The sequence below is a fragment of the Plantibacter sp. 2H11-2 genome, assembly GCF_050031945.1.
GTDB classification, from domain to species: domain Bacteria; phylum Actinomycetota; class Actinomycetes; order Actinomycetales; family Microbacteriaceae; genus Plantibacter; species Plantibacter auratus.
The window spans coordinates 678,822-699,033 of the sequence record NZ_JBNBBL010000001.1; the positions used below are offsets into that span (position 1 = coordinate 678,822).

19 protein-coding genes and 1 tRNA gene are annotated in these 20,212 nt (G+C 69.6%); 10 read left to right on the forward strand and 10 right to left on the reverse strand.

The window, feature by feature from the left end:
* Positions 1 to 35 precede the first annotated feature (35 nt).
* Entirely contained in the window at positions 36 to 533 is a 498-nt protein-coding gene (locus ACQG07_RS03135) for a LysM peptidoglycan-binding domain-containing protein (protein WP_426737121.1), read from the forward strand.
* A 19-nt stretch (positions 534 to 552) separates the two neighbouring features.
* Here the strand turns inward: ACQG07_RS03135 and ACQG07_RS03140 are convergent, their stop codons facing one another.
* Positions 553 to 1,977, reverse strand: a complete 1,425-nt coding sequence (locus ACQG07_RS03140) for a CitMHS family transporter (RefSeq protein WP_124768902.1) — start codon at positions 1,975 to 1,977, stop codon at positions 553 to 555.
* Between the two features lie 228 nt (positions 1,978 to 2,205).
* Between ACQG07_RS03140 and ACQG07_RS03145 the strand changes: the two genes are divergently transcribed.
* Both ACQG07_RS03145 and ACQG07_RS03150 read left to right on the forward strand, forming a co-directional pair.
* A complete protein-coding gene (locus tag ACQG07_RS03145; protein WP_426737122.1) occupies positions 2,206 to 3,945 on the forward strand; it encodes an ATP-binding protein in 1,740 nt (579 codons plus the stop codon).
* Positions 3,945 to 4,616: a response regulator gene (locus tag ACQG07_RS03150; protein ID WP_192005337.1), complete on the forward strand. Its 672-nt coding sequence runs from the start codon at positions 3,945 to 3,947 to the stop codon at positions 4,614 to 4,616. Before ACQG07_RS03145 ends, ACQG07_RS03150 begins: the two co-directional genes overlap by 1 nt.
* Before the next feature lie 216 nt (positions 4,617 to 4,832).
* On the opposite strand, the gene ACQG07_RS03155 is transcribed toward ACQG07_RS03150, so the two are convergent.
* The 6 genes from ACQG07_RS03155 to ACQG07_RS03180 all read right to left on the reverse strand — a co-directional run bounded on the left by ACQG07_RS03155 (position 4,833) and on the right by ACQG07_RS03180 (position 9,732).
* A complete protein-coding gene (locus ACQG07_RS03155) occupies positions 4,833 to 5,486 on the reverse strand; it encodes a ScbR family autoregulator-binding transcription factor (protein ID WP_202937982.1) in 654 nt (217 codons plus the stop codon).
* Positions 5,487 to 5,667: 181 nt separating this feature from the next.
* Positions 5,668 to 6,510: a LysR family transcriptional regulator gene (locus ACQG07_RS03160; RefSeq protein ID WP_274499575.1), complete on the reverse strand. Its 843-nt coding sequence runs from the start codon at positions 6,508 to 6,510 to the stop codon at positions 5,668 to 5,670.
* 78 nt (positions 6,511 to 6,588) lie between these two features.
* A tRNA-Arg gene (locus tag ACQG07_RS03165) sits at positions 6,589 to 6,660 on the reverse strand.
* Positions 6,661 to 6,685: 25 nt separating this feature from the next.
* The gene (locus ACQG07_RS03170; RefSeq protein WP_079001921.1) at positions 6,686 to 7,183 is read right to left on the reverse strand and encodes an HNH endonuclease; all 498 of its coding nucleotides are present in this window, start codon (positions 7,181 to 7,183) and stop codon (positions 6,686 to 6,688) included.
* A gap of 428 nt (positions 7,184 to 7,611) precedes the next feature.
* On the reverse strand, positions 7,612 to 8,781 hold the full coding sequence (locus ACQG07_RS03175) for a CHAP domain-containing protein (RefSeq protein WP_167374525.1): 1,170 nt from the start codon (positions 8,779 to 8,781) through the stop codon (positions 7,612 to 7,614).
* 249 nt (positions 8,782 to 9,030) lie between these two features.
* Positions 9,031 to 9,732 carry a metal-dependent transcriptional regulator gene (locus tag ACQG07_RS03180; RefSeq protein WP_079705381.1) on the reverse strand — a complete coding sequence of 234 codons (702 nt, stop codon included), beginning with the start codon at positions 9,730 to 9,732 and terminating at the stop codon, positions 9,031 to 9,033.
* A gap of 144 nt (positions 9,733 to 9,876) precedes the next feature.
* On the opposite strand from ACQG07_RS03180, the gene serC reads away from it, so the two are divergent.
* Positions 9,877 to 10,989 (forward strand): phosphoserine transaminase, encoded by a 1,113-nt coding sequence (gene serC / locus ACQG07_RS03185; RefSeq protein ID WP_192018286.1) that lies wholly within the window; start codon positions 9,877 to 9,879, stop codon positions 10,987 to 10,989.
* Positions 10,990 to 11,075: 86 nt separating this feature from the next.
* Here serC and ACQG07_RS03190 read toward each other — a convergent pair whose 3' ends face one another.
* Both ACQG07_RS03190 and ACQG07_RS03195 read right to left on the reverse strand, forming a co-directional pair.
* Complete coding sequence (locus ACQG07_RS03190; RefSeq protein WP_202937985.1) at positions 11,076 to 11,762, reverse strand: DUF3027 domain-containing protein; 687 nt, start codon at positions 11,760 to 11,762, stop codon at positions 11,076 to 11,078.
* Complete coding sequence (locus tag ACQG07_RS03195; protein ID WP_079705376.1) at positions 11,755 to 12,138, reverse strand: cold-shock protein; 384 nt, start codon at positions 12,136 to 12,138, stop codon at positions 11,755 to 11,757. Before ACQG07_RS03195 ends, ACQG07_RS03190 begins: the two co-directional genes overlap by 8 nt.
* Positions 12,139 to 12,274: 136 nt before the next feature.
* On the opposite strand from ACQG07_RS03195, the gene ACQG07_RS03200 reads away from it, so the two are divergent.
* From ACQG07_RS03200 to ACQG07_RS03225, 6 genes are all read left to right on the forward strand, one after another.
* A complete protein-coding gene (locus tag ACQG07_RS03200; protein WP_124768896.1) occupies positions 12,275 to 12,550 on the forward strand; it encodes a multidrug ABC transporter ATPase in 276 nt (91 codons plus the stop codon).
* 5 nt (positions 12,551 to 12,555) lie between these two features.
* Positions 12,556 to 14,391: a helicase-associated domain-containing protein gene (locus tag ACQG07_RS03205; RefSeq protein ID WP_426737125.1), complete on the forward strand. Its 1,836-nt coding sequence runs from the start codon at positions 12,556 to 12,558 to the stop codon at positions 14,389 to 14,391.
* 50 nt (positions 14,392 to 14,441) lie between these two features.
* Entirely contained in the window at positions 14,442 to 16,085 is a 1,644-nt protein-coding gene (locus ACQG07_RS03210) for a DNA repair helicase XPB (protein WP_426737127.1), read from the forward strand.
* Between the two features lie 46 nt (positions 16,086 to 16,131).
* Positions 16,132 to 16,821, forward strand: coding sequence for a response regulator transcription factor (locus ACQG07_RS03215; protein ID WP_056007716.1), 690 nt, complete (start codon positions 16,132 to 16,134; stop codon positions 16,819 to 16,821).
* 10 nt (positions 16,822 to 16,831) lie between these two features.
* Positions 16,832 to 18,496 carry a sensor histidine kinase gene (locus ACQG07_RS03220; RefSeq protein WP_124768893.1) on the forward strand — a complete coding sequence of 555 codons (1,665 nt, stop codon included), beginning with the start codon at positions 16,832 to 16,834 and terminating at the stop codon, positions 18,494 to 18,496.
* 153 nt (positions 18,497 to 18,649) lie between these two features.
* Complete coding sequence (locus tag ACQG07_RS03225) at positions 18,650 to 18,940, forward strand: WXG100 family type VII secretion target (RefSeq protein WP_064296564.1); 291 nt, start codon at positions 18,650 to 18,652, stop codon at positions 18,938 to 18,940.
* A 69-nt stretch (positions 18,941 to 19,009) separates the two neighbouring features.
* Here ACQG07_RS03225 and ACQG07_RS03230 read toward each other — a convergent pair whose 3' ends face one another.
* Positions 19,010 to 20,188 (reverse strand): hypothetical protein, encoded by a 1,179-nt coding sequence (locus tag ACQG07_RS03230; protein ID WP_426737128.1) that lies wholly within the window; start codon positions 20,186 to 20,188, stop codon positions 19,010 to 19,012.
* Positions 20,189 to 20,212: the final 24 nt, after the last annotated feature.

The following is a 20,212-nucleotide window of genomic DNA, read 5'->3' on the forward strand; positions in this document are numbered from 1 at the left end:
CGCTGAGGGCCCGGTCCATCCTGGGGGGATGCGTTGTGGGGCCGAAGGAATCGACCGGACGTCGACGGGCGCTGTCGCACGCCCGGACCCTCGCGATCGGCGTCGTCGGTCTCCTCGCCCTCAGCGGCTGCGTCTCGGAGCCGGCCCCGCCTCCGGTGACGGTCGTCGTCACCCAGCAGCCGGACCCGTCGCCCTCGGTCGCCCCGGTGCCCACCTCGACCGCGCGCGACGCGCTGCCTCCTGAACCGGCGCCGATCGTGCCGAACGCGCCGGCGGAACCGGCGGAACCGATTCCGGAGGGCCCCGCGTTCGACCTCGGGCCGAGGGACGGTGCGCTCGGCCCGGTCGTCTCGGACGCCGATGGCAATCCGATCAGTTACACGGTGGTCGCCGGCGACGTGTTCTTCGACATCGCGCAGCGCTTCGACCTGCCGCAGCAGCAGTTGCTCCGCATGAACCCGTCGATACCCGGCTTCGGACTCGACATCTACATCGGCGACATCGTCAACCTCGACTGGACGACCACGCTTTGAGCCTCGGCGCCCGCCGGTGTCAGCCGAACGGGATGGTGCCCACGAGCACGCCGACGACGAGCATCACGAGCGAGACGATCGCGGCGCGCCACAGGACCTTCTTGTGGTGGTCGCCGAGGTTCACGCTGGCGAGCGAGACGAGCAGGAGGATGGCCGGCACGAGCGGGCTCTGCAGGTGGACCGGCTGGCCGGTGATCGACGCCCGCGCCATCTCGACCGGTTCGATGCCGAAGGTCGAGGCGCTCTCGGCCAGCACCGGCAGGATGCCGAAGTAGAACGCGTCGTTGCTCATGAAGAACGTCATCGGGATGCTGAGCACCCCGGTGATGACCGCGAGGAACGGACCGAGCTCCGTCGGGATGATGTCGACGATCCAATCGGCCATCGCGGTGACCATGCCGGTCCCGTTGAGGACGCCGATCAGCACACCGGCCGCGAGCACCATCGAGACGACGCCGACGATGCTCGGGGCGTGGGCGACGATCTCCTTGGACTGCTGCGCGAGCCGCGGGAAGTTCACCAGGAGGGCGATGGCGGTGCCGACCATGAACACGTAGGGCAACGGCACGAGGTCGAGCACGAGCAGCGTCATGACCGCGACCGTGAGCACGAGGTTGACCCAGATGAGTCGCGGGCGCAGGGTGTCGCGCTCGGGGTCGAGCATCGTGTCGGCCATGGCCGTGTCGTCAGGGCGGACGAGGGTCGCGAGGCGCCCACGGGCACTGGTCGAGAAGGTCGTCGACATGCCACCGGTGAGCGGGTGGTCGGCGGGCCCGGAACCCGAACCCGGTGCGGCGACGCCGGAGGCGCCGTCGCCGAGGAGGTCGACGCCCGCGAGGCGCTTGCGCTCCCCCAGTCCCAGGAACCAGGCGAAGGCGAACACGAGGACGAGGCCGGCGGCGAGCGACGGCAGCATCGGGACGAAGATCTCGGTCGGCGAGACGCCCAGGGCCGAGGCGGCTCGGACGGTCGGCCCACCCCACGGGACGATATTGAGCGTGCCGTTCGCGAGCCCGGCGACGCAGGTGAGGACGACCGGGTTCATGCCGAGCCGTAGGTAGATCGGCAGCATCGCGGCGGTCGTCACGATGAAGGTCGTCGACCCGTCGCCGTCGAGTGACACCGCGCCCGCCAGGAGCGCCGTACCGACGACGATCTTCGCCGGGTCATTGCCCAGCGCACGGACGATGAACCGGACGAGCGGGTCGAAGAGCCCGACGTCGATCATGATCCCGAAGTACATGATCGCGAACATCAACAGGGCGGCGGTCGGAGCGAGGCTGCCGATCGCCTCGATGACCATGTCGCCGAGCCCGAGTCCGGCGCCGGCGAACAGCCCGAAGACCGTGGGGACGATGATGAGCGCCACCATCGGGGTGAGGCGCTTCGTCATGATCAGCACCATGAAGGTGAGGATCATCGCGAATCCGAGAATGACCAGCATGTCGACTCCTTCGTCTGCGTGCACCGCGGTGTGCACGACGGGACGCGGCGCGGCGACACGGGCGATGGACCGAGCGCGGCGGGCGTTCCCGGAACCGTACGGGAGCGGCACGGAGCTGTCTCGCTTGTGGGCGTTCGGCTCGGATCTGCGGGTTACACCACCTTCTGCGCATTCTGCTCATCACGCGGTCGACGCCGCCCATCGCCCCGGCGACGTACGATCGGAGCCATGATCGGCGACGAAGCGGAGCGGCCAGGTCGACGACGGGGCGGGCGCTCCAGCTTCGCGGCGCAGGTGCTCGTGCTGCAGCTGGTCGTCGTCATCGCGGTCGTCGCCGTGTGCACGGGCGTGTTCGCCTGGATGAGCAGCGAGCGCCTCGTGCAGGAGGCCCAGTCCACCGCCCTCGCGATCGCCCAGAGTGTCGCGAGCGATCCCGACGTCCGCACCGCCGTGACGCTCGAGGCACGTACCCCGGGGACGCCGACGGCGGCCGACCTCCGGACCGGCCCCCTGCAGGAGCTCGGCCGTGAGGTCGGCGCACGGACCGGGGCGCTCTTCGTGGTCATCACCGACGAGCGCGGGATCCGTCTGGCGCACCCCGACCCCGACCAGCTCGGGCTCCGGGTGAGCACCAGCGCGGAAGCGGCCTTGGCCGGTACGGAGTCGGTCTCGTGGGAGACCGGCACCCTCGGCCCGTCCGCGCGCGCCAAGGTGCCCGTCTTCGCCGCCGAGTCCTCCGACACCGGTGGGGCCGTGGTCTCGTCCGGCGCCGGCGAGGTCGTCGGCGAGATCAGCGTCGGGTTCGCCCCGCAGCGCGTGTTCGCCGACGTCGTGGGCGAGACCATGCTGGTCGCGGGCGCAGCGCTCCTCGCGCTGACGATCGGCCTGGTCGCTTCGATGCTCATCCGGCGGCGGCTGCGGCGGCTGACCCTCGGCCTCGGACCGGAGGAACTCGCCGCGCTCGTGCAGAACCAGGCTGCCGTCCTCGGCGGGGTCGGCGAAGGCGTCCTCGGTGTCTCGCCGGACGGCGTCGTGACGGTGTGCACCGATCAGGCGGCCAGGCTCCTCGACATCGGGTCGGTCGTCGGGCGCCGGTTCGACGACCTCGACCTGCCCGATCCACTGGTGGACCTCGTCGCGGACGACGCCGCAACCCCGACCTCGGCCCAGCTCGTCGTCGGGTCCCGCGTCCTGTTCGTCGACGTCCGGCCCGTGTCCCAGGACGGCGTCGACCTCGGGCGGGTGGTCGTCGTCCGCGACCGTACCGACGTCGAGGCGCTCACCCGGCGGCTCGACGCGGTCGCGACGATGACGACCGCCCTCCGCGCGCAGCGGCACGAGTTCGCGAACCGGTTGCACGCGATCTCCGGACTCCTCGAGACCGGGCAGGACGCCGAGGCCCGCGACTATCTCGCCAACGTGCTCGACCATGGACCGCTGAAGTACCCGGTGCAACACGCGGACCGACTCACCGAGCCCTACCTCCAGGCCTTCCTCGGCGCGAAGGGCGTCGAAGCCGCGGAACGCGGGGTGCTCGTGACCATCGGCTCCGAGACCCTCGTCACCGGCTCCCTGTGCGATCCTGAGGACGTGACCACCGTCCTCGGCAACCTGCTCGACAATGCGGTGAACGCGGCCGTCGCGGGCCGGGTCCGACCGGCCTGGGTGGAGGTCGAGGTTCTCGACCACGGCACCGAGCTGCACTGCTCCGTGATGGACTCGGGCGACGGCGTCGTGGCGACCGGCCAGGACGACGCTCCACCCGCCTCCCCGACCAGCGACCACGGCGATCTGGACGACGTCCACGGCCACGGGTTCGGTCTGCCCCTCTCACGAGACATCGCCCGTCGTCGAGGAGGGGACGTCTGGTTGGCGTCTCCCGGCGTCCGTGGCGAACACGGAGCGGTCTTCTGCGCGCGGCTCCCCGGGACGGTCGTACCGGCGCCGTCCATGGCGGGAGACGGATGATGGCGGCCGATCTCACCGTGCTGGTCGTCGACGACGACTTCCACGTCGCCCGCCTACACTGCCGGATCGTCGACGAGGTCGACGGGTTCCATGCGCTCAGTCCTGTCGGGTCTGCTGCCGAGGCCGCACGGAGCATCGCCGCCGAGCCGCCCGACCTCGTGCTCCTCGACGGCTACCTTCCCGATCGGAACGGGCTCGAGCTCCTCGTGGACCTCCCGATCGACACCATCGTCGTCTCCGCAGCGTCGGACGGTGCGTCCGTGCGCCGAGCGCTTCGTGCGGGAGCCCTCGGGTATCTGGTGAAGCCGTTCGCGCCCCAGGTGCTCCAGGACCGGCTCGCCGCCTACGCCCGCTTCCGCAACGTCCTCGACGAGGCGGTGAACGCCGACCAGGAGAGGATCGAGCGCGCCCTGCGCATCCTGCACTCCGGCGACGCCGGGGCGACGACCCGGTCGAGATCCGCGACGGAGACGGCAGTCCTCGAAGCGGTGTCGGAGGCGGACGGAGAGCGCTCGGCCGCCGAAGTGGCCGAGCTGGTCGGCGTCTCACGCGCGACGGCGCAACGGTACCTCTCCGCGCTGGCCGCTCGAGGTCTCCTGACGACGCAGCTGCGGTACGGGACCACCGGGCGTCCAGAGCACCGATACGCGCCGCCAGGCGTCGGCCGCTGAGGCGTCCACACGCCGTCGGCTGGGCGATCCCCCCACGACATCGCCCAGCCCGGCACGTGAACCAACTCTTCGCCGATGGAACGCGGAATGCCCCCGCACACCGTGATCCATCCGTCGTCGCACGACGATCAGCAAAGTGAGTTAATCACCCGATTCAGTTTAGGGTGACCTCACGACGCATGCGTCAGGGCTACCCCCTAACGTGCAGCCGACCGCTCAGGCGTCCTGCGCCTCGAAGGCTGCGTCGAGGACGGCAAGAACCTCGGCCTGGCGATCCGCGACGATGACCGCCGCGATGAGGATCCGCCACATGGTGTCGACCGCATTGAGGAGGTCGGTCCGGCCGGCCAGCAGGTTCGAGATGAGCTGCGTCCCGGTGAAGAACGCGACGAAGGACCTCGCCAGTTCCGCCGGCTCGAGCGGAGACTGCAGCTCACCGAGCTCGATCGAGGCCTGCACCCGCTCCTCGACGCTCGCGATCCACTGCTCGTGGAACGCGGTCGTCGGAGCCTGGATGACGCCCTGCTCGAGGGACAGCCGCAGGCCGGCGCGGGCGATGGGATCGGTGAGCAGCTGCTCGGTGATGAGGCGGGAGGCCTGGACCAGCCCACCGAACGGCGAGGGCGCGGTGGTCGGCGCGGTCAGCGCAGCGATCGAGCGCGTGCTCTGCTCGTTGATGACGGCGATCGCCAGTTCCTCTTTCGAGGGGAAGTAGAAGTAGAGCGAACCCTGCGTCGTCCCCGCCTCGCGGGCGATGTCCGACAGGCTCGCCTGTCCGTAGCCGACCCGGTCGAACATGCGGGCGGCACCTTCGACGACGGTCTGGCGTCGTTCATGACCTCGTTGCTGCTGTGGTCGTCGTTCGGGCATGTGCGTTTCCTGCTTCTGTCATCCCCCGATTCAGGGATAAGCGTACCCACTCCGAGCTGAGAAGACGGTGTCGAACGCGGCAGAAATTCGGAACAAGTCGACCGACTTGATCGCGAGAAGATCCCGGTCGGGTCGCAAAAGGGCGCATCGAGGGTGTCATCACCGACGCGACCGAGCGGACTCACTCGCGTCGGGTGACCAGGGCGAACCGTTCACGGAGCTCAGGTGCGTCGGCGAACGGTCGCCAGCACAGGCCGTCGTCCTCCCGCATCGCAGCTACCGGACGGAGCGCGACGAGTCGCTCACCGAAGCGCAGGGCGTCGAGGAACAGGGTGTCGTTCCCCGCGTCGATCGTCAGCGAGCGCGGGTACCAGCCGCGCGCCGCGAGCGCGCCGGCCAACCAGGCCGAGTACGCCGGGTCCTTGCCGGGCTCGGGACGGAGCAGCTCCTGGTCGGCGAGATCGGACCACTCGATGACGTCCTTCGCCGACAGCGGGTGCGCCGCGCGCATGACGACGCCGAGCGGCAACGCGGCGATCTCCTCGGCGGCGAGCTCGTCCGGCAGCTCGATCGGCAGACGCACGATGGTGGCGTCGAGACGGCCAGTGGTGACGAGGTGCAGCTGCTCGACCGGTTCGATCGCGACGGCGACCGCCGGGACGTCGATGCGGCGACCGGCCTCGGAGACGACCGCGTCCCACGTCGTCGGCGGACGGCCGACCCGGATGTGCCGAGCCGGTGACGCGGGATCCATGTCGGCGACGACGTCGATGAAGGTACGGACCTTCAACAGGAAGCGCTGCCCCTCACGCGTCGGGCGGTACTCCTCCCCCAGGACGCTGAACAGCTCGACCCCGAGCGCGGCCTCGAGCCGCCGCAGCTGCTGCGCCAGGCTCGGCTGTGCGACCCCGAGCAGGTTCGCCGCGGCGCCGAGCGTCCGAGCATCCGCGACGACCACGGCCGACCGCAGCTGACGAAGGGTGATGGCGTCGCGTTCGAGTTGGCGGTGGAGGTCGTGCGTCATGCTTCGAGCCTACGGCGTGCTCGCAGCCCTACCCGACAGGCGAAGCCGTGCTCGCCTGGACGACCGGACCTCCGACTGTGCCCCTGGAGGGACTCGAACCCCCAACCCTTTCCTTAGGACGGAACTGCTCTTCCATTGAGCTACAGAGGCTGACCCGTCGAGTTTAGCCGGTCGCTCAGGCGGCGGGCGCCAGGTACTGCTCCCAGTCGGGCTCCGAGCGCTCGACGCCCCGCACCATCCACTGCGAGCCGTGCGGCGTCCCCGGTGAGACCCGGAGGCTCCAGTTCATCTCCATCGGCGTGCGGTCGCCCTTCACGTTGTTGCAGCGCAGACAGCAGGCCACGAGGTTCTCCCAGCTGTCCACACCCCCGCGCGAGCGCGGCTGCACGTGGTCGATCGTCGTCGCCGCCTTCCCGCAGTAGGCGCAGCGGTGGCCGTCACGGCGCAGCACCCCGCGGCGGGTCACGGGCACCCGGCGGGCGTTCGGGATCCGGACGTATCTGGTGAGCAGGATGACCGACGGCCGATCGAACGATCCGCTCGTCGCCACCACGGGATGCGAGGAGTCGATCTCGACGACGGTCGCCTTGTGATGCATGACGAGCACGAGGGCCCGCTTGAACGAGACGATCGCGAGCGGCTCGTAGCCCGCGTTCAACACCAGTGTGCGCATGCACGTTCCCTTCCGAAGGGCCACGACGGCTGCCGCGACCGGTCGACGATCACCACCTGCAGCGTCCGTGACGCGCCGGATCGAGTCGTCTCCGGGGAACAAAAAAGGGCGCTGTCATGACGACAGCACCCTCTTGACCCACGGCGGAGCCGCGGCACGCTTGGCTGGAATGCCGCAGCACGTAGAGGCCGCGACCATTCGCGACCACGTGGCGACGTATAGCGTGCATCAGCTCCTGAACCTCTCCGAGTTGCAGAGCACCAGATTAACCCACACCGACCGGATTTCCGCACGTTGCAGGAGAATTCCCCTCCGCGCCACCTCGGCTTCGGCCGAAGGACACCGCATGGTCGCGAACGGTCAACACGCATCGACGACGAATCGCGCCCCTCCGACGGAGGGACGCGATCCAGGTCGAGCGGGTCGGATCAGCCGACGCCCGGCGGGTAGAGGTAGAGCGCCACGGCACTGGCGGCGATGGTGCGCGTGTTGTAGCTGTGACGCGCGGACCCCCAGTTGTACTCCTCCAGGGTGACCGTCCCGTCGGCGTTGACCGACTGCACGTAGGCGACGTGGTTGTAGTTGAACCAGGCGACGGAGCCGGCGATGGCGTTGGTCCCCTTGTTGTACTGCCACGAGTCCGCCCAGCCGTAGGCACTGCTCGGCGGCAGGCCGTTGCCCCAGGTGAAGGCCCAGTTCCCGCTCGGCGTGCCCGCGTCGCGGTTGAGTCGCCAGGCGACGAAGTCCACGCACTCACGGTAGTAGTAGCGCAGTGGTGACAGCCCGCCGCCCTCGTCGTCGGTCGCCTGGTCGAACCAGGGGTAGTCGTCGCCGGCCTGGCGTGCGCCGACGGTGATCGAGTAGGTGGCGTTGCTGGCAGCCGCAGCGGCGTCGAGCTGCCGCTGGCGCTCGGCGAGCTCGTCCGGCGTCGTCGCACTGTAGAGATCGCGAGAGATCGGGGCGTCGGCCACCTTGTCGGAAGCGACGACGCTCTGGGCGCCGGAGGTCTTCAACTGCTCCGAGGCGGACGTCCCGTAGGTGGTCTGCGCGCTGCTGCTCGCCGCATACGCCGGGAGGGCGACGGTGGCGACCAGTGCCGGCACGAGGAAGGCCATGGTGGCGACGCCGCGGACGGATCCGGGTCGGGCTCCGGACGGCTTCGGCTTGCGCACGGCGACCGTCGACGCGGTCGGCTTGACCGGGGGCTTGCTGCGGGCGACGCGGTCCGCGCCGGTGCGGAGCGGAGCGACGGTCGCGAACGAGGTCTCGGTGGCGGATGTCACGGTGAAGGATTGCGGGGTCGTCGGCTCCGGCGCGGCGGGCTTCGTCAGCGGCCGCTCGTCGAGACGGACCTCGCCGGTCGTGACGGCGGCGTCGGCCTCCTCGACCACGGCATCGTCGAGGATGATCTCGGGGTGCTCGACGGGTGCGTCCGGAGCGACGTCGGCGACGAGCGCGTCGTCGGTTGCCGATTGGGACGGGGTGGTCGGCTCCGCCTGCTTCGCGGCCTGCTCCTGGAGTCGGAGCTGCTTCCGGGTGAGGGGGACGTTCGGGGTCGTCTCGGCCTGTTCGGGGCCGCTCTCGCCAGCTGCAGTCAAGTGGATTCCTCCGGCACCCCGCATGAGCGACGACGATCGCGGTGTGGCGATCGGCATGGCGCAGCCCCATCCGACGATTGATGTCGGTTCGTGTGGCCGAGGGACGGGCTAGGGGGTGCCTCGGTCGTCTTCCTGGGGCCAGATCATGGCCTTCAGGACGAGTGACAGCCTACGGGTTACCCCTCAGAAAGTCACGTTTCGATCACGGGAAAACGGGCACATGAGGGAATCCTCATACGCATCTCATGCTCACGCGGCAGGGGTCTCCACGAAGATGTGCGTCGCGAGCTCGTTGGGCAGCTCGAGGCCGCCCTCGACACCGTCGATGGTGACGAGCACGTAGCCGCCCGCTGCCGCGAAGGTTCCCGAGCGACCCGGCATGACGCCGGCCTGCTTCAGCTGCAGGAGGAGTTCGGGGTCGACCTGCGCCGGCTCGCCGAGACGTCGGACCGTCGCCGTGACCGGCTCGGAGCGTCCTTCGACGAGGCCGACGATGTTGATGACGCCCTGCGAGAAGGCGACGGCGGGGCTGTCGCCGAACTCGTCGAGTCCGGGGATCGGGGTGCCGTACGGCGACTCGGTGGGGTGGTTGAGCATGTCGAGCAGCTTGCGCTCGACCTGCTCACTCATGACGTGTTCCCAGCGACAGGCCTCCTCGTGGACGAACTCCCACTCGAGCCCGATGACGTCGCTCAGGAGGCGCTCAGCCAGGCGGTGCTTCCGCATGACGTGGACCGCCTTGCGTCGGCCCGGTTCGGTGAGCTCGAGGTGCCGGTCGCCCGACACGACGACGAGTCCGTCGCGCTCCATCCGACCGACCGTCTGCGAGACCGTCGGTCCGGAGTGCCCGAGGCGCTCGGAGATCCGCGCACGAAGCGGGATGATGTTCTCCTCCTCGAGCTCCAGAATGGTGCGGAGATACATCTCTGTGGTGTCAATCAAATCGGTCATCGACGCCCTCCCTGCCCGATTGCACGTTCCCGGTAAGCCTAGTGCGCGGCGGCGACGTTCCCGCGCCAAGCCACTCCGCCCCGCGTGGACGCATCCGGGCGCCGTGGCACGACGCCATGAGGCCCCCGCCTCTAGAATCGCCGTATGCCGGAGATCACGATTCCCACGTCCCTTCTGCCCGCCGATGGTCGATTCGGCTGCGGCCCCTCCAAGATCCGACCTGAGCAGATCGCAGCGCTCTCCGAGGCCGGCCTGTCCCTCCTCGGCACCTCCCACCGTCAGGCTCCCGTCAAGCAGCTCGTCGGCCGCGTGCGCGCCGGCCTGGCCGACTTGTTCCGCGCCCCCGAGGGCTACGAGATCATCGTCGGCAACGGCGGCTCGACCGCGTTCTGGGACGCGGCCGCCTTCGGCCTCATCGAGCAGCGCAGCCAGCACCTCGTCTTCGGCGAGTTCGGCGGCAAGTTCGCCAAGGCGGCGGGCGCCCCGTGGCTCACCGCTCCGGATGTCCGTGAGGTGCCGGGTGGATCCCGCATCGATCCCGAGGTGGTCGAGGGCGTCGACGTGTACGCCTGGCCGCACAACGAGACCTCGACCGGCGTCATGGCCCCGGTGCGACGCGTGTCCGGCGACGCCGGCGCCCTCACGGTGATCGACGCGACGAGCGCCGCGGGTGGTGTGGACTTCGACGCGAGCCAGGCGGACGTCTACTACTTCGCACCGCAGAAGAACTTCGCATCCGACGGCGGCCTGTGGTTCGCGCTCTGCTCCCCCGCGGCGATCGAGCGCATCGAACGGATCGCGGCGAGCGGCCGCTACATCCCGGAGTTCCTGAGCCTGAAGAACGCGGTCGACAACTCCCGACTCGAGCAGACGCTCAACACTCCCGCGTTGTCGACGCTCGTACTCCTCGAGGAGCAGATCTCGTGGATCAACGGCAACGGCGGCCTCGCCTGGGCATCGGCACGGACGGCCGAGTCCTCCGGCGCCCTGTACGAGTGGGCCGAGCGCACCTCCTACACGACGCCGTTCGTGACGAACCCCGACCACCGCTCGCAGGTCGTCGTCACGATCGACTTCGACGACGCCATCGACGCCGCGCTGGTCGCGAAGACCCTGCGGGCGAACGGCATCGTCGACACCGAGCCCTACCGCAAGCTCGGCCGCAACCAGCTGCGCGTCGCGACCTTCACGGCGATCGACCCCGCAGACGTCCGTCAGCTCATCGCGAGCATCGAACACGTCGTCGGGGCGCTCTGATCCGTCTCCCCCGCTGAACGCCGAACGGGCGGTCGAACCCTCTCGAGGTTCGGCCGCCCGTTCGTCTGTCTCGCGGTGTGCGAGTGCTACTCGTCCTCGAACCGGTCGTCGTCCTCGTCGGAGTCCTCGTCCTCGTCCGAGTCGTCCTCGTCCTCGTCCGAGTCGTCGTCATCCGAGTCGTCCGACGCCGCATCGACGTCGTCCTCGTCGTACTCGAGTTCGATGCCGTCGCGGTCGCGGTCGCGGGGGTCCCCGGACAGCGCGACATCGTCGTCGTCGAACTCGTCGGTGTCATCCGCGTCGTCGAGCGCGTCGTCAGCCGCAGCCGCTGCCGCTGCCTCCTGCGCGGCGCGGTAGTCCGCGAGGCGCTCCGACCACGGCACCCACTGCGGAGCCAGCAACGCGCCGTCGCCGGGCATCAGCTCCGTCTCGAGCACGTTGGGTGCGGCGTCGTCGGCGGTCCGCGAGAGCGTCACCGTCCAGAACCATCCGGGGTAGCCCGCCATCGTGTTCGCGAACAGCAGCGAGACGACGTGATCATCGACCACGACGTGCCCGGCCGGCTCACCGACCGTGCTCGCGGGCGTGATCTCCTGCAGCGCTTCGCGCGCGAGCTCCACGGCGGCGATCAGGGTCTCGTCCGGCACTGGTGCCGGGGTCGACTCGCCATCGGTGCCGTCGTCCGAGCGATGCTCGTCCGACTCTGCTCGTGTGTCCGTGTCGGCCGTGACGTCGCGATCCTCGACGGGCGTCTCCTGATCGGCGTCAGGCATCCAGCTCGTCCGCGACCTTGCGCAGCACGGCAGCGATCTTCGTGCTGTGACTGCTGTTCGGGTACTTGCCGCGGCGCAGGTCGCCGCCGATGCCGTCGAGGAGCTTCACGAGGTCCTCGACGATGATCGCCATGTCGTCGGCCGGCTTGCGCTTCAGCTTGACGAGGCTGGGCGGAGCTTCGAGGACGCGCACGGACAGCGCCTGGGCGCCGCGCTTGCCGTCGGCGATGCCGAACTCGAGCCGCGTCCCCGGCTTCACGCCGGCCGTGCCCGCGGGCAGTGCGGAAGCGTGCAGGAAGACCTCCTGGCCGTCATCGGAGCTGATGAAGCCGAAGCCCTTCTCCTCGTCGTAGAACTTGACCTTGCCGGTGGGCATGGGAACCTCGCTGTGTGTCGTGCGCAGAAAATGCAGCGCCGTGCGGTGATCGCGCAGGAAGCACGATCGAGAGGACCATCGGTCCTCGGCCCCCAGCCTATTCGGTGCAGCAGCCGCGTGCCTCTATCCTGGGAGCGTGACTGATGAGCAGACGCCGAGCATCTCGCGGCCCGAACGGATCCTGGCCTACATGGTCGTGACGATCGTCGCCGTGTCGATCGCCGCGTTCGTCGCGGTGATGGTCGGCACCGCCACCGGCCTCGAGCAGGGCGACTTCGCCGTCGGCGTCTGGCCGGTCGTGACGATCCTGCCGCTCGTCGGACTCCCGATCGCCTTCCTGATGCTGATCACGCTCATCATCGTGGGTGCCGTACGACGGTCCCGCGAGTCCCGCGGTCAGTCGCCGCGCTGACGACCATGGGCGAGGCCTTCGCGATCGCGCGCCGCCTCCGGGAGCTCCCGGACGACGCGCTCCGCCGGCTGACTCCCGACCGCAGGGCCTCCTCCGCCCGCATCGCGGACTTCTTCGACTTCGCCGAGGCCCTGTTGGACGATGCGAGCGTCGCCCGCCGGATGGCACTGCTCGACCGGGACACCCTCGCAGTGCTCGCCGCCGCGCTGGACGGGACCGAGCGCCACTCGCTCGCGACCGCGCTCGGACGCGAGCAGTCGGAGGTGGATGCCGCCCTGGAGCGGCTGGAGCGGGACATCCTCGTGCTGGACGACGGAGCCGGTCCGATCAGGCCGGTGAGCGCGGTGGCCGCGGTGTTCGAGGAGTGGGCGGCGAGCGGCAGACCAGGCCGTGCAGAACTCCAACTTCCGGCGGCGGCGCCGGCGTCCCACGCGACCCGCCCCTCGCCCGACACGGACGCCCTCGCGAGCGAGCGAGCGGCCGGCTCGGTCGGCATCGTCGGCGAGAGCCTCCATGAACTCGACCGCGAGCCCGCACGCCTGCTCGGCCGTGGAGCCCCGTCCATGCCGGACCTCAAACGGCTCGCAGCCGCGGCGGCGAGCACGCCCGACCAGATCGAGCTCGCCCTGTCCGTGGCGTCGGCTGCCGGGCTCACGGACGCGATCGGCTCCGCCATCCGCCTGAGCGAGGTCGGCGAGGCCTGGCTGGCGTCGGCCACCGCGGAACGCTGGCTCCGTCTCGCGACAGCCTGGCGCGACGCGATCCCGGCCACGATCCGCGATCGCATCCTGACGGCGTACCGGCGCGGTTCCGTCGACCTGGTCGAAGAGCTCAGCTGGTGGTACCCGTTGGCGGAGGATGCCGTCGTGGCGCCGACGCGGGCGGTCGACGCGGTCGCCGAGCTGCTCGGGATCACCGTCGACGGCGCGACCAGCGGATTCGGACGACTCCTCGTCGACGACCACGCGGCCGACGCCGCCTCGACGCTCGCGTCCATGCTCCCCGCCGAGGTGTCGCAGGTCGTCCTCCAGGACGACCTGACGGTCATCGCGCTCGGTCCCCCGACGGCGGAACTCGACGTGCGACTCCGGGCCCTCGCGGAGCCGGAGGGGCGCGCTCAGGCGTCCAGGTACCGCATCACGACCGCGAGCGTCACCCGGGCCCTCGCCGACGGAGACACGGCCGAGGACCTGCTCGCGTACCTCGAGTCGATCTCCCTGACCGGCGTCCCTCAACCCCTGCGGTACCTCGTGTCCGAGGCCGCGTCCCGATTCGGCCTCGTCCGCGTCGGGACGATCCGCGCGTCGGCCGACGCCTCGGCCGACCCTGGACGCAGCAGCTACATCCGCTCCGACGACGCCGGCCTGATCGCGGCGATCTCGGTCGACCAGGGCCTCGTCGCGCTCGGTCTCCGTCCGAGCGACGAGCACCGGCTCACCAGCCGGATCGAGGCGGCGACGGTCTACTGGGCGCTCCACGACGCGCGCTACCCGGTGGTCGCGGAGGACGACGGCGGCGCACCGCTCCGGATCCGCCGGCAGCCGGTCATGCGCACCAGCCTCTCCGCTCCGGCCGCCTCGACGGAACCGGATCTGGTGTCGCGGCTCCGCGCCGACGACAGCGGCGACACGAGCAGCGCATGGTTGGCCAAGCAACTGGAGATCGCCGTCCGCGACCACACGCCGGTCACCGTGCAGCTGCAGCACGGCGAGCGCCGATCCACGTTCACGATCGAACCGGTGAGCCTTGCCGGCGGTCGCCTGCGCGGTCTGGACCGGTCGGCCGACGTCGAACGCACCCTGCCGCTCGCGATGATCACCGAGGTCCGGATCGCCGGCTGAGCGCTCGCTCAGGGGGTTGCGCACCGGATCCGCCGGTAGACTCGACCGTTATGTCTGATGGACCACTGATCGTCCAAAGCGACCGCACCGTGCTGCTCGAGGTCGCCCACCCGCTCGCCGAGGACGCCCGCCACGATCTCTCGGTGTTCGCCGAGCTCGAACGCGCGCCGGAGCACATCCACACCTACCGGATCACCCGTCTCGGACTCTGGAACGCACGGGCAGCCGGGCACGATGCCGACCAGATGATCGAGACGCTGGAGCGGTACTCGAAGTTCTCCATCCCCGCGTCCGTGACGATCGACATGCGCGAGACCGTCAACCGCTACGGCCGGCTCGTGATCGAACGCTCCGAGGAGGGCGAGCTCGTCCTCCGCTCCACGGACCTCCCGATCCTGACCGAGGTGGCCGGCGCCAAGCGGATCGCGCCCCTCCTCATCGGGCACCCGACGCCGGACACTTTCCTCGTCGAGCCGTGGGCACGCGGCGCGCTCAAGCAGGAACTCGTGAAGCTGGGCTGGCCCGCCGAGGACCTCGCCGGGTACACCGCCGGCACGCCGCACCAGATCGACCTGGTGGAGGACGGCTGGCACCTCCGCGACTATCAGCAGCAGGCGGTCGACAACTTCTTCTCCGGCGGTTCCGGCGTCGTGGTGCTCCCCTGTGGTGCGGGCAAGACCCTGGTCGGCGCCGGGGCGATGGCGACGGCGTCCACCAACACCCTGATCCTCGTCACGAACACGGTGTCCGCACGGCAGTGGCGCGATGAGCTGTTGAAGCGCACCTCCCTCACCGCCGAGGAGATCGGCGAGTACTCGGGGCAGGTGAAGGAGGTCAAGCCGGTCACGATCGCGACATACCAGATCCTCACGGCCAAGCGGAAGGGCGAGTACGCCCACCTCGCGCTGCTCGACGCCATGGACTGGGGCCTCGTGGTCTACGACGAGGTGCACCTGCTCCCGGCACCCGTCTTCAAGCTCACCGCCGAGCTGCAGGCGCGGCGTCGCCTCGGCCTGACGGCGACGCTCATCCGGGAGGACGGCCGCGAGGGCGACGTCTTCTCGCTCATCGGCCCGAAGCGGTTCGACGCCCCGTGGAAGGAGATCGAGGCGCAGGGCTTCATCTCCCCCGCCGCGTGCTTCGAGGTGCGCATCGACCTGCCCCAGGCGGACCGACTCACCTACGCCGCATCCGCCGACGACGAGCGATACCGCCTCGCGGCGACCGCCCCGGCGAAGCTCGACGTCGTCCGGCAGCTCGTCGAACGGCACCGTGGCGAGCAGATCCTCGTCATCGGGCAGTACCTCGATCAGATCGAGGAGCTGGCAGAGACGCTGGGTGCCCCGCAGTTGACGGGCGCAACGCCGGTCGACGAGCGCGAACGGCTCTATCAGGCCTTCCGCGACGGCACCGAGCAGGTGCTCGTCGTCTCGAAGGTCGCGAACTTCTCGGTCGACCTGCCCGAAGCGACCGTCGCCATCCAGGTGTCGGGATCGTTCGGTTCACGACAGGAGGAGGCGCAGCGTCTCGGCCGCCTGTTGCGCCCGAAGTCCACGGGACTCACCGCGAGCTTCTACACGCTGGTGTCGCGCGACACGGTCGATCAGGAGTTCGCGCAGAACCGCCAACGCTTCCTCGCCGAACAGGGCTACAGCTACACGATCCTCGACGCCCACGCCCTGCAGACCGCGTGAAACAGGCTCTCAGAAAAGTCTCAAGAAACGTGCAGATAATGGTGTCATGACCGGACCCCGCATCCTCATCGTCGACGACGAACCGAACATCCGCGACCTCCTCACCACCAGCCTGCGATTCGCCGGCTTCGCCGTCCGTGCCGTGGGCAACGGCGCAGCCGCCATCTCAGCGGTCCTCGAGGAGGAGCCCGACCTCATCATCCTCGACGTGATGCTGCCGGACATGAACGGCTTCGGCGTCACCAAGCGCCTCCGCAGCGCCGGCTACACGGCGCCCATCCTCTTCCTCACCGCGAAGGACGACACCGAGGACAAGATCACGGGCCTCACGGTCGGCGGCGACGACTACGTCACCAAGCCGTTCAGCCTCGACGAGATCGTGGCACGCATCAAGGCCATCCTTCGCCGGACCATGCAGGCCGACGAGGATGCAGTGATCCGCACCGGCGAGCTGACGATGGACCAGGACACCCACGAGGTCCTCGTCGGCGACACCCCGATCGACCTCAGCCCGACCGAGTTCAAGCTCCTCCGCTACCTCATGCTCAACCCGAACCGTGTCCTATCGAAGGCCCAGATCCTCGACCACGTCTGGGAGTACGACTTCAACGGCGACGCCGGCATCGTCGAGAGCTACATCTCCTACCTGCGCAGGAAGCTCGACCAGTTCTCCAGCGAGCCGCTCATCCAGACCAAGCGCGGATTCGGCTACATGCTCAAGGCCGGAAAGGCGTAGCCCCCACCCGATGGCCGATTCCCTGTCCACCTGGTGGAGCAGCGTCTCACTCCGGACGAAGATCACCGGGGTGACGGTGCTCGTCCTCGCCTTCGGCCTGCTCGTCGCGGGCATGGGGACGACCCCGCTCCTGAAAGAGGTCCTCACCCAGCAGGCGAACGACAGTCTGGTCACTGCCGCCAAGGGCAAGATCGTCGGTGAGATCTCCGAGGACGGACAACTCCAGCTCGACGCCCCCTCGACGCTGTTCGTCGCCGTGTACGACACGAACGGCGAACTCCGCGCCTCGTCCGGGTGGGACGACAGCATCGCTCCCGAACACCCGGCGCACCTCAGCGCGAACGACGTCGCCGCGAGCGGGACCCAGATCTACACGACCACCAACGCGAGTGGCACGATCGTGTACCACGCGGTCTCCGTCCCGGTCACCCTCGACGGGTTCCGCACGGGAGCGGCATGGGTCGCTATCTCGATGCAGGGCACCGACAACACCATCGCGACCTACCTCACGATCTTCTTCGTCCTCGGCGTGCTCATCATCGTGGTCGGAGCGCTCCTCACCCGGTGGCTGGTGACCGGCACGTTCGAACCGCTCCGCCAGGTGGAACGGACGGCCGCCGCGTTCGCCGACGGCGACTTCAGCCAGCGACTCGCCGGCTCGACACCGAACACCGAGGTGGGGCGACTCAGCCGATCACTCAACACGATGCTGGCTCGCATCGACCGCGCGTACTCGGATCGCGGGAAGACCATCGAGCAGATGCGCAACTTCGTCGGGGATGCGAGCCACGAGCTCCGCACCCCGCTCGTCTCCGTGCGCGGCTACGCCGAGCTCTACCGGATGGGTGCCCTCCAGACGCCGCAGGACGTGGCACAGGCCATGGAGCGCATCGAGAAGGAGGCCATCCGCATGGGTGCGCTCGTCGAGGACCTCCTCCAGCTCGCCCGCCTCGATGAGACGCGACCACTGAATGTCGCCCCCGTCGATCTGCTCCCGATCGCGCGCGACGCCGCGCTCGACACCACCGCCCAGGCCCCCGGGCGCACGGTCCAGGTGGTCCGCGACGAACGCATGGCGCGAGCCGTCGACGACGATGCCTCCGAGACCACCGGCGAGTCCCCGGCCACTGCCGACGCACCAGCCCAGACGAACTCGACCGGGCCGATCTTCGGCGCGACGTTCAACCGCTTCCGGCGTCGGCCGAAGCCGTCCGGCGACGCCACCACGCCCGACACGAAGCCCATCGCAGAACCACTGACCCTGGCCGTGCCGCCGATCGTCCTCGGCGAGGAGAACAAGATCCGGCAGGTCGTCACGAACCTCATCGGAAACGCCCTGCGCTTCACGCCCGCCGACAGCCCGATCGAGCTCGCGGTGGGCACGGACGCCCGCGCCGGGACGGCCAGCATCGCCATCGTCGACCACGGCGAGGGCATCCCGCCACAGATCCGCGAGAAGATCTTCCAGCGTTTCTGGCGTGCCGACAGCTCGCGAACGCGCGAGACGGGCGGCAGCGGCCTCGGACTGGCCATCGTCGCCTCCATCGTCGCGGCGCACGGTGGCACGGTCGACGTGACCGAGACCCCCGGCGGCGGCGCGACGTTCCGCGTCATCCTGCCGCTCGCCCCGTCGGCGGCCACGAGCCCCATCGTCATCGCGGGCCCTCCGGCCTGATCCGCCGGCGGGCTGGCTCGACCCTCCTCCACAAGCTCCGGCCTGCTTCGGACTGCGCGCCCGAAACCTTCCTCGCCGGTTCCGGCCGGTGGCGAGCACCTACCGTCTCGGTAGCGGCGATGACAGGCATCGCCCGGACGAACGGAGTTCCCGATGGCCACTTTCCAGGTCGACAGCGACGCGGTCGAGCGCGCCTCCACGGCGGCACGCGTCACGATCGAGCAGATCCAGAACGAGGTCGCCCGCCTGCACACGCAGCTGGCTGCACTCGACGGCCAATGGACCGGCGCTGCGGCCGCCGCGTTCCACGGTGTCGTCGAGCGCTGGAGGGGCACCCAGCGTCAGGTCGAGGAGAACCTCGGCGAGATCAGCCGGGCGCTCGCCGTCGCGGGTACCCAGTACGCCGAGATCGAGCGGGCGAACGCGAGCATGTTCAGCGGGTAAGCGGTTGGCCGCCGACGCGGGTCGACGACCCTGCGCCGGCGGCTCCTCCGAACGCAGCGACGAGCCGGGTCAACGGCCGCTCAGGACCCCGGCCGCGGCAGCCTGAGCATAAGCCGTCGCCTGTGCGCCGAGCTCGGACACCCCGTACACCGGATCGGCCGAGCTCTCGTTGCTGACGTCGATGCGCAGCCATTGTCCGTCGACCGTGAGGTGGACGCTGCATGACGAGAAGATCTCCGTGCGGCACTGCAGGAATGCGTCGCGCGATCCCAGGCCGTCGATCGCCAGGAAGCTGATGTCCGCACCGTCCTTCATCCGCGTCTCGACCAGCTGCTCGTAGGCCCACTGCCCATGGGGCAGAGCGGTGAGCAATCCGCGGGCCGAATCGCTGTCAGGGAGCCCGAAGATACAGTCCGGGACGCCGAAGTCGTTGGCGGCCCCTCGGCTGACCGACCCGCCTTTCTTCGGCGCCGACGTGTACGCCAGTTGCTGGCCGAGCAGGTCACTCATCGTCGCCTCGGGCACGAAACCCTCGCACTCGGCTGGCAGGACACCCGCCACGGCCGTCGTGTCGCCCCAGTCGAAACGGGGCGCGGTCGCCGTCGGCTCCAACGCGACCCTGATCGACTCGACGAACGGCATGACCGCAGTCCGCGCCGCTTCGTCGGACTCGGCGACATTGTCGGCCGGGCCGTCGATGAGGACCTCCACCCAGCTGTCGCCGACGAGGAACTGCATACTGCACACATCGAGCACACGTCCATCACCGGTGAAGCAGGAGAGCGGCGTGGAGTTCTCCCAGGGGCCGGGCTCGCCCGACGTCCAATCTTCGAAGAACGGCTGCCAGACTGCGGACGCTTGCGGGAGCACCATCACCGTCGCCCAGCGCTCGGTCCCGAGCGGAGAGCCGCCCTGCAGTCGGCTACGGGGCTCCCCGTTCCCCCAGCTGCACTGCAGTCCTCCGAGCGCCACGGGCGCCGTGTTGATCGGTGTCGCGTTGATGTCATCCGTGAACGGGGCCTCGAGTACGACGGAGGGCGCGAGCGCCGAGCTGACGATGTCGGCTGGGACGAGGTCCTGACATCCCAGCCCGTACGAGCTGACCGGGGTGGTGGGCCCAGGGGCGGTGGTCGGTGTCGCGGACGACACCGGTGTGGACGTCGTCGTCGGCTTCGGCTCGGCCGGCGTGCACGCGCTCAGCCCCAGAATCAATACGGCGGCGATCGCCGCTCCCCCGATACGTCTCATAGCTCGATCATAGGAACTGGCGCG

What these genes read in the sequence shown, in the direction of transcription:
- ACQG07_RS03140 (WP_124768902.1), bottom strand. Translation starts at nt 1,977, where the DNA reads ATGCTGGTCATTCTCGGATTCGCGATGATCCTCACCTTCATGGTGCTG.
- ACQG07_RS03145 (WP_426737122.1), top strand. Translation starts at nt 2,206, where the DNA reads ATGATCGGCGACGAAGCGGAGCGGCCAGGTCGACGACGGGGCGGGCGC.
- ACQG07_RS03150 (WP_192005337.1), top strand. Translation starts at nt 3,945, where the DNA reads ATGGCGGCCGATCTCACCGTGCTGGTCGTCGACGACGACTTCCACGTC.
- ACQG07_RS03155 (WP_202937982.1), bottom strand. Translation starts at nt 5,486, where the DNA reads ATGCCCGAACGACGACCACAGCAGCAACGAGGTCATGAACGACGCCAG.
- ACQG07_RS03160 (WP_274499575.1), bottom strand. Translation starts at nt 6,510, where the DNA reads ATGACGCACGACCTCCACCGCCAACTCGAACGCGACGCCATCACCCTT.
- ACQG07_RS03170 (WP_079001921.1), bottom strand. Translation starts at nt 7,183, where the DNA reads ATGCGCACACTGGTGTTGAACGCGGGCTACGAGCCGCTCGCGATCGTC.
- ACQG07_RS03180 (WP_079705381.1), bottom strand. Translation starts at nt 9,732, where the DNA reads ATGACCGATTTGATTGACACCACAGAGATGTATCTCCGCACCATTCTG.
- serC (WP_192018286.1), top strand. Translation starts at nt 9,877, where the DNA reads ATGCCGGAGATCACGATTCCCACGTCCCTTCTGCCCGCCGATGGTCGA.
- ACQG07_RS03190 (WP_202937985.1), bottom strand. Translation starts at nt 11,762, where the DNA reads ATGCCTGACGCCGATCAGGAGACGCCCGTCGAGGATCGCGACGTCACG.
- ACQG07_RS03195 (WP_079705376.1), bottom strand. Translation starts at nt 12,138, where the DNA reads ATGCCCACCGGCAAGGTCAAGTTCTACGACGAGGAGAAGGGCTTCGGC.
- ACQG07_RS03205 (WP_426737125.1), top strand. Translation starts at nt 12,556, where the DNA reads ATGGGCGAGGCCTTCGCGATCGCGCGCCGCCTCCGGGAGCTCCCGGAC.
- ACQG07_RS03210 (WP_426737127.1), top strand. Translation starts at nt 14,442, where the DNA reads ATGTCTGATGGACCACTGATCGTCCAAAGCGACCGCACCGTGCTGCTC.
- ACQG07_RS03215 (WP_056007716.1), top strand. Translation starts at nt 16,132, where the DNA reads ATGACCGGACCCCGCATCCTCATCGTCGACGACGAACCGAACATCCGC.
- ACQG07_RS03220 (WP_124768893.1), top strand. Translation starts at nt 16,832, where the DNA reads ATGGCCGATTCCCTGTCCACCTGGTGGAGCAGCGTCTCACTCCGGACG.
- ACQG07_RS03225 (WP_064296564.1), top strand. Translation starts at nt 18,650, where the DNA reads ATGGCCACTTTCCAGGTCGACAGCGACGCGGTCGAGCGCGCCTCCACG.
- ACQG07_RS03230 (WP_426737128.1), bottom strand. Translation starts at nt 20,188, where the DNA reads ATGAGACGTATCGGGGGAGCGGCGATCGCCGCCGTATTGATTCTGGGG.